The following is a 13549-nucleotide window of genomic DNA, read 5'->3' on the forward strand; positions in this document are numbered from 1 at the left end:
CCCTATGCATGGTGAATACAAAGTCCCTGGCGGCAAGCTGGTGGTGGTCGACCTCGAGGTCGAAGCCGGCCGGCTGGCGCGCGTGCGCCTGAGCGGCGATTTTTTCCTCGAGCCGCCCGAGGCGCTCGAGGCCATCAACCAGGCCCTGTGCGGCTTGCCCGCGGACGCCGATGAAGCCCGCCTGGCCGAGGCCGTGCAGGCCGGCCTGCCGGGCGAGGCCGAACTATTCGGCTTTTCGCCGCAGGCTGTCGCGGTCACCGTACGAAGGGCGCTGGCATGAGCACACGCACACATTGGAACGACTATGCCTGGCAACTCATCCATGAGGGGCCTCAGCCGCCGGCGCTACACATGGCGCTGGACGCCGTCATTACCGACGAAGTGGGCGCGGGCCTGCGGCCGCCCACGCTGCGCATCTGGGAATGGTCCGAACCCGCCGTCATCATCGGGCGCTTCCAGTCGCTGAAGAACGAGGTCGACCCCGATGGCGCGCGGCGCCATGGCGTAACGGTGGTGCGGCGGGTCAGCGGCGGCGGCGCCATGTTCGTGGAACCTGGCAATACCATTACCTACTCGCTCAGCGTGCCGCAGGCCCTGGTTCAGGGCCTGAGCTTCCAGCAATCGTATGAGTTCCTGGACGGCTGGGTAATCCGCGCGCTGCACGACCTGGGCATCAAGGCCTGGTACCAGCCGCTCAACGACATCGCCTCGGAAAGCGGCAAGATCGGCGGCGCGGCCCAGGCCCGGCGTGCCGGCGCGGTGCTGCATCACGTCACCATGTCGTACGACATCGACGCCGAGAAAATGGTGCAGGTCTTGCGCATCGGCCGCGAGAAGCTGTCCGACAAAGGCACCACCAGCGCCAAGAAGCGGGTCGACCCGCTGCGCAGCCAGACGGGCCTGGCGCGCGACACCATCATCGAACGCATGCTGCAGACTTTCCGCAGCCTGGCGCCGCTTACTCCTGTGACTCTGGCCGACGCCACGCTGGAACACGCGCGCCGGCAAGCCCAGGAAAAGTTCTCCAGCCCCGAATGGACAGCCCAGGTACCGTGATGCGATTTTTTTGCCATTTTCCCGATGCCCCGAGGTTCACGCGTGCCTGCCTGGCAGGCGCCGCCCTGGCGGTGCTGGCCGGCTGCGCCAGTTCGCCGTCCGACACGATCAGCCTGCCGCCCTCGACGCCGCAGCCTACGGCCACCGAAGCCCAGGTTCGCGGGTTGAACGTTGAAAAACTGCAATGGCAAGGCGCCAAGCCCGGCTGCCAGGGCCAGTGTCCGCGCATCGAGATCGACAGCGTGGCCTTTCCCGATATTCCCAAGCTGACCGAACTGGTCGACCATGTGCTGGCATACATGACAGGCGTGGACCCCAACCGCCCTCGCCCGTACCGCACGATATCCGAGTACACGCAGTATTTCTGGCAGACCGCGCAATCGCGCGACACCACCATCTTCAAGGCCAGCGTGAAAGCCGTGGTTGGCAATATCGTGGCCGTGGAGTTGCACACGGGCCAATACCTGACCGGCGCCGCGCACGGCATTCCCGCCACCCAGTACCTGAACTGGCAGCGCGACCAGTCCCGCGTGCTGGCCCTGGACGAAGCGCTGCAGCCCGGCGCACGCCCTGCATTTGTCGAAGCCCTGCGCCGCGCCCATACCGCCTGGCTGGCCACGAACCCCGACGCGCAGCGCGATCCGCAGGCCTACGACCGCATGTGGCCGTTCCAGGAAAGCAATAATTTCGCGCTGACGCCCGAAGGCGTGGTGGTCAAGTACGACGCGTATTCCATCGCGCCCTATTCACACGGCGAACCCGAACTGCTGATCCCGTACGCCGAGCTGCGTGGCATCCTGCGGCCGGAGTTCATGCCGCCCGCATAGGGAGCAGTCCGCATAGGGGGCCGCCCGCCCGCAGGGCCGCCAGGTGTCTGGCGCCCCGGCGGGCGCCGGACGCCCGGCCTGCCTGGGGTTTCGCCGCGCGTTACGGATACAGGCCGCGCACCTGGCGCGCTTGCAGGATGCGCGTGCAAGCCACGATGAAGGCCGCGGTGCGCAGCGTCACCTTGTGCTCCTTGGCCACTTGCGACACGGCCGAATAAGCTTCGCGCATCAGGCGTTCGAGGCGGTGGTTGATTTCGTCTTCGCTCCAGAAGAAGCTGGAGAAATCCTGCACCCATTCGAAGTAGCTGACGGTCACGCCACCGGCGTTGGCCAGCACGTCGGGCACGACGTACACGCCGTTTTCGCGCAGCACGTCGTCGGCTTCCGGCGTGGTGGGGCCGTTGGCGCCTTCCACGACGATCTTGGCGCGCACCTTATGGGCGTTGGACTGGTTGATCTGCCCTTCCAGGGCGGCCGGGATCAGGAAGTCGGTTTCCAGCTCCCAGAACTGGGCATTGTCCAGCGCCTCTGCGCCGCTGAAGCCCCCCACGCCGCCCTTTTGCGATACGTGGGACAGCAGCTTGTGCACGTCCAGGCCGGCGGGGTTGTACACCGTGCCGGTGTGGTCTTGCACCGCGATGACCTTGGCGCCGGTTTCGTGGAACAGGCGCGCCGCCGTGCCGCCCACGTTACCAAAGCCCTGCACGATGACGCGTGCCTGGCTGACATCGATATTGCAGTCGCGCGCCGCTTCGCAGGCGGTGACGAACACGCCGCGGCCGGTGGCCTCGACGCGGCCCAGGCTGCCGCCCAGCGCGATGGGCTTGCCGGTGACCACGCCCGTGGCCGTGGAGCCCTCGTTCATGGAGTAGGTGTCCATCATCCACGCCATGGTCTGCGCATTGGTGTTCACGTCGGGAGCCGGAATGTCTTTCGACGGCCCGATGATGACGCCGATTTCAGAGGTGTAGCGGCGCGTCATGCGCTCGATCTCGGCCTGCGACAGCTGGCGCGGGTCGACGCGGATGCCGCCCTTGGCGCCGCCATACGGCAGGTTGACCGCGGCGTTCTTCACCGACATCCAGGCCGCCAGGGCCATGACTTCGGACAGCGTAACGTCCTGGTGAAAGCGCACGCCGCCCTTGCCCGGCCCGCGCGACGTATTGTGCTGCACGCGGTAGCCCTCGAAGTGGGCGACGCTGCCGTTGTCGAGCTCGATGGGCACGTCGACGATCAGGGCGCGCTTGGGCCGTTTCAGCGTTTCCACCCAGCGCGCCAGCGGGCCCAGGTAAGGCGTGACGCGGTCGACTTGTTGCAGGTAAATCCCCCAGGGGCCAAGGTGTGCGGCATCCAGGTACGACGGCAAGGCATGGGTGGGGCTATCGGACATGAGAAGAATCTCCAGGCTAGGACTGACGTCATTGTAGCCAGCAAAATTCATGTCGTCCCCATTAAATTGAAAGAATATTAAATGGGGACGCTTTGTCAGCCGACGCCACGGGCGGACGCAAAACTCATCTTACGGCGCAAGCAGCTGCCACGCCAGCCGGGCGGCCACGCGCGCCGTGCGGTTGTCCAGATCGAAGGCCGGATTGCATTCGGCCAGGTCGGCCACCCGCAGTTTGCCGCTGCGCCGGACCCGCAGCGCAATCTCCTCCACCACAGACAGCGGCACGCCGTAGGCGGCGGGCGCCGATACGCCCGGCGCCACCGCGGCGGGCAGCACGTCGATGTCGATGGTCAGGTACACATGCGCGGCCGCGTCCAGCAGCCCGTCGATTTCGGCCAGGCGCGCGTCCAGGTGCCGCTCCTGAAGGTCGCGGTCTTCGACCCACACCGCGCCGATTTCGGCGGCGCGCGCATACAGGGCCGCCGTATTGCCCAACCGCGATACGCCATAGCAGGCGTACTGCCAGGCGTGGCCCGCGGCGGCGCAATGCTCGGCGATCTGGTCGAACGGCGTGCCCGAGCTGGCGGGCCGGCCGGTGCGCAGGTCGAAATGGGCATCCAGGTTCAGCACCAGCACCGGCCCGCGGTCGCCCTGCCCGTCCAGCCAGCGGCGCAGCCCCTGGAAGCTGCCCCACGCGACTTCATGGCCGCCGCCCAGCACCAGGGGCCGCGCCCCGGCCGCCAGGGTATTGGCCACGCAGGCGGCCAGGCGGTCTTGAGCGTCTTCGAGATGGCCATCGTCACAGACGATGTCGCCCGCGTCGACCAGGCGCGGGAATCCATGGGCCGGCAAACCGGCCAGCATGCGGCGAATGGCGGCCGGGGCTGCGGCCGCGCCCAGGCGCCCCTGGTTGCGGGCCACCCCGGCATCGCAGGCAAAGCCGATCAGCACCGGGTCGCCGGCGCCGATGCCCTGCCCCGCGGCGCTGGCCACGTGCGCCAGCCGGCGGGTGTCGCCGCGCTCGGCGCTGTCGTCGCGCGCCCGCCAAAGAGCGGGATCGAGCCGCGCAATCATGCAGCCCCCTGCGCCGAGGTGTTGAGCACCGCCTGCAAGAAGGCGCGGGTGCGCGCTTCGCGAGGCTGGGTGAAGATCACATCGGGCGGACCCGATTCGAGGATGACGCCGCCGTCCATCACCGCGACCACGTCGGCGACGTCGCGGGCGAACCCCATTTCGTGGGTTACCACCATCATCGTCATGCCTTCTTTGGCCAGCAGCTTCATCACCTGCAGCACTTCGCCCACCAGTTCGGGGTCGAGCGCCGAGGTGGGCTCGTCGAACAGCATCACTTCAGGCTCCATGGCCAGCGCGCGGGCGATTGCCACCCGCTGCTTCTGGCCGCCGGACAGGCTGGCCGGCATGGCCTGCATCTTGTCGCTCAGGCCGACCTTGGCCAGCAACTGTGCGGCCTGCGCCTCGGCCGCCGGGCGGCTCATGCCGCGCAGCGTGCGCGGGCCGACCGTGACGTTGTCCAGCACCGACAGGTGCGGGAACAGGTTGAACGACTGGAACACCATGCCCACCCGCATGCGCAGGCGGTTGAGTCCGGCCTGGGTCATGGGCGTGCCGTGGTCCAGCACCGACTGGCCGCAGATCTCGATCGTGCCGCCCTGCGCCACTTCCAGGCCGTTGCAGCAGCGCAGCAGCGTGCTCTTGCCCGAGCCGCTGGGGCCGATCACGACAACCACCTGCGAACGCTGCACGTCGAAGTCGATGCCGCGCAGCACCTCGACCTCGCCGAACGATTTGCGCAGCCCGCGAATGCGGATCATGTCTTGTGGGTTCATTGCACCATGCCTCCGGCACGCAAGCGGTGCTCGATGCGGCGCAGGACGGTGGTCGTCGCCGTGGTCAGCACCAGGTAAATCAATGCGATCACCAGATAGGTTTCCAGCGAACGGTACGAGACGCTGATGATCTTCTGGCCTTCATGCATCAGGTCGTGGATGGTCAGCAGCGACACCAGCGCCGAGTTCTTGATCAGTGCGATGAACTCGTTGCCCAGCGGCGGGATCATGCGCACCACTGCCTGCGGCAGGATGATGATGCGCATGGCCTGCCCGCTGGACATGCCCAGCGAACGCGCCGCCTCGGTCTGCCCGCGGTCGACGGACTGGATCGCGCCGCGGACGATTTCGGACACGTAGGCGCCCGAATACATGCCCAGGCCCAGCACGCCGCAGGCAAACGCCGGCAGCATGATGCCGAACTGCGGCAGGCCGAAGAACCAGATGAACAGTTGCACCAGCAGCGGCGTGCCGCGAAAGCACAGCAGGTACAGGCTGCACAGGCCGTACAGGCCGCGGCGTTGCGGGTTGAGCCGGCCCACGCCGACCAGCAGGCCGATCACGCAGCCCAGCAGCAAGGCGCACGCGGTGACCTCGACGGTGACCGCGGCGCCGCGCAGCAGCGCGTCGAAATCGGCGAAGACGGGCGAAAAGTCCAGGTTCATCGGGGCGCCGCCTCGAACCACTTGCCCACCACCTTGTCGTAGGTGCCGTCAGCCTTGAGCTTCTTGAGCGCCGCGTTCAGCGCGGCCGTGAGCTCGGGCTTGCTCTTGGGCACGGCAATGCCGTATTGCTCGGTGGTGATCTGTTCGTCCAGCACGGTCAGTTCAGGCGTGTTCTGCGCGAACAGCTTGGCGGCGGGCTTGCCGGTTACCGCGGCATCGGTGCGTCCGACCTGCACCAGGTTGAACATTTCCTGGTTCTTTTCTACCTCGACGCGCTGCACCTGGGGATAATGTTCCTTCAGGTAATTGACCGACTTGGTGCCCACCTGCACCGACACCTTGCGGCCATCCAGGTCTTTCAGGCTCTTGATCGGTCCGTCTTTGCGGGTGAGCACGACCAGGCCGCCGGCGTAGTACGGGTCGGTGAAGTCCACCACCTGCTTGCGCGCATCGGTGATGTAGATGGCCGATACAGCCATGTCGGCGCGGCCGGCCTGCAGGGCCGGGATCAAGCCCTTGAAATCAATGTCGATCCATTCGATTTTCTTGCCCATGGCCTGGCCCAGCGCCTCGATCAGTTCAATGTCGAAGCCCGTGCGCTGGCCGTTCTTGACGAACTCCATGGGCGGAAAAGTGGCGTCGGTCACCACGCGCAGGGTTTCCTGCGCATGCGCCGGGGCGGCGCCCCAGGCCAGGCCCAGGGCCAGAACAGTGGTCAGTAGTTGGCGGCGTGTCTTCATCGGGTTTCCTTTGGGATGGTAAGAATGTGAAACTACGGGAACGTCAGCCTGGGCCTTCAACTGCACTGCAGTCGGGCCGAAATCCGCCGGGCGGCGGCAATTGTCATATCGATCAGGGCGGGCGCGCGCAGCGCGGCGCGGGTAGATGGCGCCATCAGCGTGATGGAGGCCACCGCGAGGTGCGGACGCTGGAATACCGGCACGCTCACGCCCCAGACGCCCGCATCCAGTTCACTGTCAGTCACGGCATAGCCGGCCGCGCGGATGGGCTCCAGGCTGGCGGCCAGCTCGGCCACGTCGACGCCTGAAGCCCGCAAGTCGTCGAGCAAGGCCTGCAGGCGCGCCGCCGGCATGAACGCCATGAGCGAGCGCGCCGAAGCGCCGCGCACCAGCGGCAGCCCGCGGCCCTTGACGAACGAGCAACGCAACGGGTGCGTGCTTTCGATCATGTCCAGGCATACGGCCTGGTCTTTCACCGCCAGTAGCAGACCCACGGTTTCGCCGGAGTCCGCCGCCAGGCGCGCCATGTCGGGCTGCGACTCGCGCACCAGGAACGACGACTGGTCGAAGCCCCAGGCCAGTTGCACGCACAGCGGACCAGGGCCGTACTCGCCGCCCTGCTCTGCCACGAACCCCCAGCGCTTGAGCAACGCCACCTGGCGGTACAGCGTGCTTTGCGCCAGGCCCGTCTTGTCGGCCAGGGCCTGGATCGACAGGGGGCCGTCGTGGCGGGCCAGCGAGGCCAGCACGTACAGCACGCGGTCGGCGCCTCCGGCGATGGCATGGTCCTGCATGGGTCGGGCTCCGGGTGGCTGATTGAACGGCGGCAGATTAGCGGGGTTTTCTCATTTTCTGCCGATGGCATTCCCAAAAATTGAGAATTCTCCGGGAAAATCCCAACAAAAAAGCCTGCCTGGCCGCAGGCATTCGGGCCTGCCCAAGCATGCCCGCCCGGTTTACATCGTGTTGCGTCCCGAGGCTGTCCTGCAATATTCCCCTCGATAGAATGAATTCCCTTGTCCGGGCGCACGCCCATATCGCACTTTTGTCTTGCGCGAGGCGATACATGTCCACTGGCCTACTTTCCCCTTCGGTGGTGCTGCGGCACTCCAACGATGTCCTGACGCTTACGCCCTGGCAGGCAGGCGGCAAGCGCGCCAACCGGTATGCCGACCGGGCCGGCGCCGAATCCATGCTGCGCCTGTTCATGAACGACGACGGCAACCGCCTGGCCGTCATGCGGCTTTGCCATGCCATCGAGCCCGGCTACACGCTGGCCGGCTCGCAAACCAGCGCCGGCGCGGCGCGCCACATGGCGGGCCTGATCGCCTCAGGCAAGGTGCTGGCCGCGCGCACCGGCGAAGCGGCCGAGTACGTCGAGGGACAGTTTCCGTATACGATGCGCCAGCTGGCCTACCTGCCGGCGCGCGGCACCGGCGTCAACGGTTCGTATTTCCTGCGCGGGCACTACGTCGTGGACGGCCGCGATATCACGGTCTCGGCCATGGGCTTCACCTCGGTCATGCGCGCGGGTTCGGTGCGCTTCTTCGCATCGGCGCGCCTGTCGATCGACGGCCAGCAGGGCGAGCCCCACCCCTTGACCCAGGACGATCCCGGCTACTGGCCGTCGGACGAGTACGCGCCGATCGGCGCCGCGCAGTGGGAACTGCCCGAGGTGCGGCACGGGCAGTCGATCGCGCTTGTGATCAGCGCGGGCTACGTCTTTGAAACCGTCTCGGGCCGGGCCACCCCCATGCCTGCCACCACCGAGCGCGAATTCCCGTTGGCGCTGGCCTGAGCCCATGATGGCCGCCCGTCTGTTGGCAAGCACGCTCCTGGCCGCCGCGGCGCTGCTGCCAGGATGGACCGCCGCCGCCAGCCCGGCCGCAGCCGGCGACGCCGGCCAGCAGGCCCTGGCTGCCTACCAGGCCGCCCACGGCGACTCCGGCCGGTTACGCCAGGCCCTGGCGCTGGCTGACCAGGCGCTGCGGGAAGCGCCCGGCGACACCGGGCTGCGCCTGTTGCGGGCCGATATCCAGACCGGCCTGCGCCAGTACACGCAGGCCCTGGCCGATTACCGGCAACTGCCGGACGCCGGCCTGGCGGCCGAACGCAAGATGTTGCAATGCATGCTGCGGGAGCGGGTGCAACCGGCGCCACTGCCGTTGGATTGCTACGCCGAGGCAAGCCGCCGTTTTGCCGCCGGGCAAGCCGCGCCGGGGCGAGATCCAAACTATGTGATGGCCTTGCTGCTGGCGCGCGACCCCCAGGGCCCGCGCCTGGCCGCCGAGCTGCTGGCCGCCACGCCGGCTGGCCCGCAACGCGAGATCAACGCCATGCTGTTTCAGGACTTCGATCGCAACCGCTACCTGCGATCGGTCCTGCCCTGAGCCGCGGCCCCTTGCGGCCGCAGGCCCAGTATCTGTTCAGCCTCAGTACTTGTTCAATTTGACGCCGGATACCCCCGACAGGCTCGGCGCGTCGGATTCGGTTTGCGCAGATGGCGGTGCGGGTTCGGCCTGGGGCCGCGTGGCGGCAGGCGCGGGCGCGGGAGCAGCCGGCGCCGCGGTGGCCGGAGCTTGTCCGCCGCGCTGGGCATCGCGCCGGCGCTCCGCCTTGGCGATGAGAGTGCCCAGTTCGGTGGCCAGCTTGCCGGCCTTGCCCTGGTAGGCCCAGTCTGCGGCATTCTGCCCCTTGAGGTTGCGCGTCGTGACGTCGGCGCCGGCGTCCAGCAGCAGCTGGACTGTCTCGCGGCTGCCCGACAAGGCGGCCATCATCAGCGGCGTTGTGCCGTCCGGAGACGGGGCGTTGACCATGGCCTTGTGCGCCAGCAGCAGCTTGGCCGTGTCCAGGTGCCCCTTGGACGCCGCGTAATGCAGTGGCGTCCAGCCCAGGCGATTGACCTTTGCCCCGCGCGCGATCAAGGCGCGGGCACGTTCGGTCTGCCCCGCCACCGCCAGGTACATCAGCGCCGTTTCGTTGGCCGGGTTGACGGCTTCCAGATCGGTGCGCGGATCGGCGGCCAGCGTGTCGAACACCTGCCAGGCGCCATCCACCACGGCGCGCATCAGGGCGGGCTGGCCGTTTTTGTAGCGCACGTTGGGGTCGGCGCCGCCCGCCAGCAATTCGCGGATTTCGGGAGCATTGTCGTTGTGGACGTACACCCACCAATTATCGGGCGAAGCCGCCGCCAAAGCGGCGGGCATGGCGCAGGCCGCCGCCACGGCCAGCAAGCCAACCGCCAGCGTGCGGCGGGCCCGCATGGGGGCAGATCGGAAATGTCTCATGGCGCACATCCTTGAGAAAACTCTTTAACTATTTCACTTCAGATAATTTACTTTAAATATTTAACACTAAATTATCTTTCTATCTTGTTGAATAATTTAAAGAAATTTTCCGTAGAAGCAGCCGCTACCTGGGCGACATCAATGCCCTTGAGCTGCGCGATCTTTTCGGCGACGTGGATGACTTTCGAGGGATCGTTGCGCTTGCCCCGGAACGGCACGGGCGCCAGGTAAGGCGAATCGGTCTCGATCAGCAGACGATCCAGCGGCATGCGGGTGGCGACCTCGTGGACGATCCCGGCATTCTTGAATGTGACGATGCCCGACAGGGAAATATGGAAGTTCAGGTCCATTGCGGCCTGCGCCATGTCCCACGACTCGGTGAAGCAGTGCATCACGCCCCCTACGTCGGCGGCGTTCTCTTCGCGCAGAATGCGCAGCGTGTCGGCTACGGATTCGCGGGTATGGATGATGAGCGGCAGGCCCGCCTGGCGCGCCACGCGGATATGGCGGCGGAAACGTTCGCGCTGCCAGTCCAGCGGTTCGCTCAGGCGATAGTAGTCCAGGCCGGTCTCGCCTATGGCCACTACCTTGGGGTGGCGTGACAGTTGCAGCAGCTCGGCCTCGGTGGGGTCGGAGGTGGCTTCGTAGTCGGGATGCACCCCCACCGACGCCCACAGGTTGCGATGCGGCTCGACCAACTCAACCAGGCCGGGCCAGTCGGGCATGTCGACGCTGACGACCAGCGCATGCGTGACCTGATTGGCGGCCATGCGTTGCAGGATATCGGGCAGTTCTTGCGCCAGCTCGGGAAAATTCAGGTGGCAGTGTGAATCGACGTACATGGAAGACTGTTCGGTAAGCGGGATGGGCCGGCGGCCGGCGCTGCGGCCGGCGCGGGCGCCTTATCCCTGGCAGGATAGCACCACGCGCTGCAGGGTCGCGTGGGCGAGCAACTTGGCGTTGAGCGGATGCGTGGCCAGGCGCCGCTGCTGGGTCAGCCAGCGCGCCGCTTCAGCCAGGCGTACCGCGTTGGCGCGCGCCGCAGCCTGCCCCACCGGCTTGGCCAGAGCGGGAAAGTACCGCACCGGCTGGCTCGCGCTGGCCAGCATCAGGTCGGTGTACAGGCGTTGCAGCGCGTCGATCCATTCAGGCGGGGTGAGCTTCTCGAGTCCTTCGGACAGCGCGCCGATATCCGGCGTCTGTCCCTGGGCCAACGGGGTTACCAATTGCGCCAGCCACTCGGGGCACGCCTGCTGTCCTCCCTGAGCCAACCGCAACGCGGCCAGGGGCGCGCCGCCGGCCGCCGCCAGCCAGTCGGTGGCCCCGTCAACGCCCTGCTCTTGCAGCCACTGCAAGGCTTGCGCCGCCTCGGGGGCCGGCAGCGGCAGCCGCCGGCAGCGCGACACCAGCGTGGGCAGCAGGCGGTCGGGGGCGTCGGCCACCAGCAGGAACACCGTGTGCGGCGGCGGCTCTTCCAGCACCTTGAGCAAGGCATTGGCCGAAATGGCATTCAGCGCGTGTGCCGGATAAAGCAGCGCGACCCGCCAGCCGCCGCGATGGGTGGCCGTATTGAACCAGGATTCCAGCGTCCGGATCTGGTCGATGCGGATTTCTTTCGATGGCGCCCGCTTGGCCGCCGCGCCGCCACCGGCGGGTTCGGCCTCTTCGGCGCCCTCGGCGGCCTCGGCGCCTTCTTGCAGGGCAATGGCCTCGGGGCGGATGCGGCGCAGGTCGGGGTGGTTGCCGCTAGCCACCCAGGCACAGGCGGGGCATTGCCCGCAAGCCAGGTGATCGCGGGGCGACTCGCACAAGAGGCTGGCGGCCGCGGCAGAAGCGAACTGAAGCTTGCCGATGCCGGCCACGCCATGCACCAGCCAGGCGTGGGCGAAGCGTTCGCGCTCGGCCAGCCAGCTGCGCGCGATGTCTTGCTGCCACGGCAGGAAGGCCGCCGCGCCATCCTTGGGCGCGCTTTTTCCGTCTTCGCCCTTCGGGCGCCCTGCCGGACTCATGGCATCTCCGCCAGGGCTTGCAACTCGGCGTGCAGTTGCGCGCGCACCTCGGTCACGGGCCGGCTGGAATCGACGATACGGATACGGCCGGGGTGGGCCTGCGCGCGCGCCAGGTACGCCGCGCGTGTGCGCTCGAAAAACGCCGCTTCCTCGCGCTCGAACCGATCGGGCAGCCGGGCATCGGCCAGGCGCGCGCGCGCCAGTTCCAGCGGCACGTCGAACAGCCATGTGCGGTCGGGTTGCAGCGCCGGGCGCATCCATTGTTCGAGCACCGCGATGCGGTCGGCCCCCAGCTGGCGCCCGCCTCCCTGGTAGGCGTAGGTGGCGTCGGTGTAGCGGTCGCACACGACCCAGTCGCCCCGCGCCAGGGCGGGCTCGATGACCTGCGTCAGGTGCTCGCAGCGCGCCGCGAACATCAGCAGGGTTTCGGTGTCGAGCGTCATGGATTCGGACAGCACCAGCCCCCGCAGCGTCTCGCCCAGGGGCGTGCCGCCGGGCTCGCGGGTCGCGACCACGGTGCGCCCCATGTCTCGCAGTGCGTCTGCCAGCCAGGCGGCGTGGGTGCTTTTACCGGCGCCATCGACGCCTTCGAGGGTAATGAAACGTCCGCGTGCAGTCATGTGTTGATACTGAAAGGAGCCATGCATGAACAGGCGCTAATCACGGCCCAGAATGTAGCGCGCCACGTTGCGGTTATGTTCGGAGAGGTTAGCCGAAAACTCGCTGGTGCCATTGCCGCGCGAAACAAAGTACAGGTATTTGTGGCGCTCCGGCTGGACAGCGGCCAGCAACGAGGCGCGCCCCGCCGCGGCAATGGGCGTGGGCGGCAGTCCGGCGCGGGTGTAGGTATTCCAGGGCGTGTCGGCCTGCAGGTCGGCGCGCCGGATGCGGCCCTTGTAGCGTTCGCCCATGCCATAGATCACGGTGGGATCGGTCTGCAGCATCATTCCCCGGCGCAGACGGTTGATGAAGACGCCTGCCACGCGGGTGCGGTCGGGGCCGTGTCCGGTTTCCTTCTCGATGATGGACGCCAGCACCAGCGCGTCGTAGGGCGAACTTAGCGGCAGGTCGGGCTGGCGCTCGGCCCAGGCCTCGGCCAGCATTTGCTGCTCTTGCTGGTAGGCGCGGCGCAGCAGGTCGAAATCGGACGTGCCCGGCGTGAACACATACGTGTCCGGGAAGAACATGCCTTCGGGCTCTTTGATGGACGAACCCAGCCTGGCCATCAGGGCCGCATCGCTGATGTCGCCCAGGGTCTGCTTGACGTCGGGGTTGGCGCGCAGGGCCTGGCGGAATTGTGCGTAGGTCCAGCCCTCCAGGAAGGTGATCTGCCGCTGAACCATGTCGCCGCGCGCCAGGCGCTCGAGCAGCACCCACGGCGAATCGCCGGCGCGCGCCTCGTAGCCGCCCGCCTTGATCAGTTTGTCGCGCTCGGACAGGCGCGCCAGCCAGGCGAAGCCGTCTTCCCAGATGGGGATGCCGGCCTCGGCCATGGCGCGCGCCACCGCGCGCGGCGTGCTGCCCGGCGCCACGATGAACTCGACCTTCTCGGCGGGCAGGTCCAGCGAGCGGTTCATCCAGGCCCAGGCGCCGCCCGCGGCCGCGGCCGCCAGCAACGCCACGGCCAGACAGACCAGCAGGAAATAGAGGCAAAGCTTTTTCATAAGTGTGCGCAGTTTAATGGATGATGGCGAATCGGGCCGGCGCGTCGCCCCTGCTGCGGGCAAG

Annotated in this window: 16 protein-coding genes; 5 read left to right on the top strand and 11 right to left on the bottom strand. The window is 67.4% G+C overall.

What is annotated here, in order from left to right; genetic code table 11:
• Window positions 1–4 precede the first annotated feature (4 nt).
• The 3 genes from BPET_RS26370 to BPET_RS12595 are packed head-to-tail and all read left to right on the top strand — an operon-like array spanning window position 5 to window position 1883.
• On the top strand, window positions 5–280 hold the full coding sequence (locus tag BPET_RS26370) for a lipoate--protein ligase A (protein WP_012249399.1): 276 nt from the start codon (window positions 5–7) through the stop codon (window positions 278–280).
• Complete coding sequence (locus BPET_RS12590) at window positions 277–1056, top strand: lipoate--protein ligase family protein (protein WP_012249400.1); 780 nt, start codon at window positions 277–279, stop codon at window positions 1054–1056. The genes BPET_RS26370 and BPET_RS12590 overlap by 4 nt, the downstream gene beginning before the upstream one ends.
• Window positions 1056–1883, top strand: a complete 828-nt coding sequence (locus BPET_RS12595) for an RsiV family protein (RefSeq protein ID WP_012249401.1) — start codon at window positions 1056–1058, stop codon at window positions 1881–1883. The genes BPET_RS12590 and BPET_RS12595 overlap by 1 nt, the downstream gene beginning before the upstream one ends.
• Before the next feature lie 100 nt (window positions 1884–1983).
• Here BPET_RS12595 and BPET_RS12600 read toward each other — a convergent pair whose 3' ends face one another.
• From BPET_RS12600 to BPET_RS12625, 6 genes are all read right to left on the bottom strand, one after another.
• A complete protein-coding gene (locus BPET_RS12600) occupies window positions 1984–3273 on the bottom strand; it encodes a Glu/Leu/Phe/Val family dehydrogenase (RefSeq protein ID WP_012249402.1) in 1290 nt (429 codons plus the stop codon).
• A 129-nt stretch (window positions 3274–3402) separates the two neighbouring features.
• Window positions 3403–4347 (bottom strand): formimidoylglutamase, encoded by a 945-nt coding sequence (gene hutG / locus BPET_RS12605; protein WP_012249403.1) that lies wholly within the window; start codon window positions 4345–4347, stop codon window positions 3403–3405.
• Entirely contained in the window at window positions 4344–5120 is a 777-nt protein-coding gene (locus BPET_RS12610) for an amino acid ABC transporter ATP-binding protein (protein WP_012249404.1), read from the bottom strand. Before BPET_RS12610 ends, hutG begins: the two co-directional genes overlap by 4 nt.
• Window positions 5117–5785, bottom strand: a complete 669-nt coding sequence (locus BPET_RS12615; RefSeq protein ID WP_012249405.1) for an amino acid ABC transporter permease — start codon at window positions 5783–5785, stop codon at window positions 5117–5119. The genes BPET_RS12610 and BPET_RS12615 overlap by 4 nt, the downstream gene beginning before the upstream one ends.
• Complete coding sequence (locus BPET_RS12620; RefSeq protein WP_012249406.1) at window positions 5782–6525, bottom strand: glutamine ABC transporter substrate-binding protein; 744 nt, start codon at window positions 6523–6525, stop codon at window positions 5782–5784. Before BPET_RS12620 ends, BPET_RS12615 begins: the two co-directional genes overlap by 4 nt.
• 56 nt (window positions 6526–6581) lie before the next feature.
• On the bottom strand, window positions 6582–7319 hold the full coding sequence (locus BPET_RS12625; RefSeq protein ID WP_012249407.1) for an IclR family transcriptional regulator: 738 nt from the start codon (window positions 7317–7319) through the stop codon (window positions 6582–6584).
• A gap of 272 nt (window positions 7320–7591) precedes the next feature.
• Here BPET_RS12625 and BPET_RS12630 point away from each other — a divergent pair, with 272 nt between their 5' ends.
• Complete coding sequence (locus tag BPET_RS12630) at window positions 7592–8323, top strand: hypothetical protein (protein ID WP_012249408.1); 732 nt, start codon at window positions 7592–7594, stop codon at window positions 8321–8323.
• A 4-nt stretch (window positions 8324–8327) separates the two neighbouring features.
• A complete protein-coding gene (locus tag BPET_RS12635) occupies window positions 8328–8915 on the top strand; it encodes a tetratricopeptide repeat protein (protein ID WP_012249409.1) in 588 nt (195 codons plus the stop codon).
• Window positions 8916–8957: 42 nt separating this feature from the next.
• Here the strand turns inward: BPET_RS12635 and BPET_RS12640 are convergent, their stop codons facing one another.
• From BPET_RS12640 to mltG, 5 genes are all read right to left on the bottom strand, one after another.
• Window positions 8958–9812 carry an ankyrin repeat domain-containing protein gene (locus tag BPET_RS12640; protein WP_012249410.1) on the bottom strand — a complete coding sequence of 285 codons (855 nt, stop codon included), beginning with the start codon at window positions 9810–9812 and terminating at the stop codon, window positions 8958–8960.
• Between the two features lie 71 nt (window positions 9813–9883).
• Window positions 9884–10654 carry a TatD family hydrolase gene (locus tag BPET_RS12645; protein ID WP_012249411.1) on the bottom strand — a complete coding sequence of 257 codons (771 nt, stop codon included), beginning with the start codon at window positions 10652–10654 and terminating at the stop codon, window positions 9884–9886.
• A 60-nt stretch (window positions 10655–10714) separates the two neighbouring features.
• Complete coding sequence (gene holB / locus BPET_RS12650) at window positions 10715–11821, bottom strand: DNA polymerase III subunit delta' (RefSeq protein WP_012249412.1); 1107 nt, start codon at window positions 11819–11821, stop codon at window positions 10715–10717.
• Window positions 11818–12441 (bottom strand): dTMP kinase, encoded by a 624-nt coding sequence (gene tmk, locus BPET_RS12655; protein WP_012249413.1) that lies wholly within the window; start codon window positions 12439–12441, stop codon window positions 11818–11820. The genes holB and tmk overlap by 4 nt, the downstream gene beginning before the upstream one ends.
• A 36-nt stretch (window positions 12442–12477) precedes the next feature.
• Entirely contained in the window at window positions 12478–13485 is a 1008-nt protein-coding gene (gene mltG, locus BPET_RS12660; protein WP_012249414.1) for an endolytic transglycosylase MltG, read from the bottom strand.
• Window positions 13486–13549: the final 64 nt, after the last annotated feature.

This window comes from Bordetella petrii (genome assembly GCF_000067205.1).
GTDB classification, from domain to species: domain Bacteria; phylum Pseudomonadota; class Gammaproteobacteria; order Burkholderiales; family Burkholderiaceae_B; genus Bordetella_A; species Bordetella_A petrii.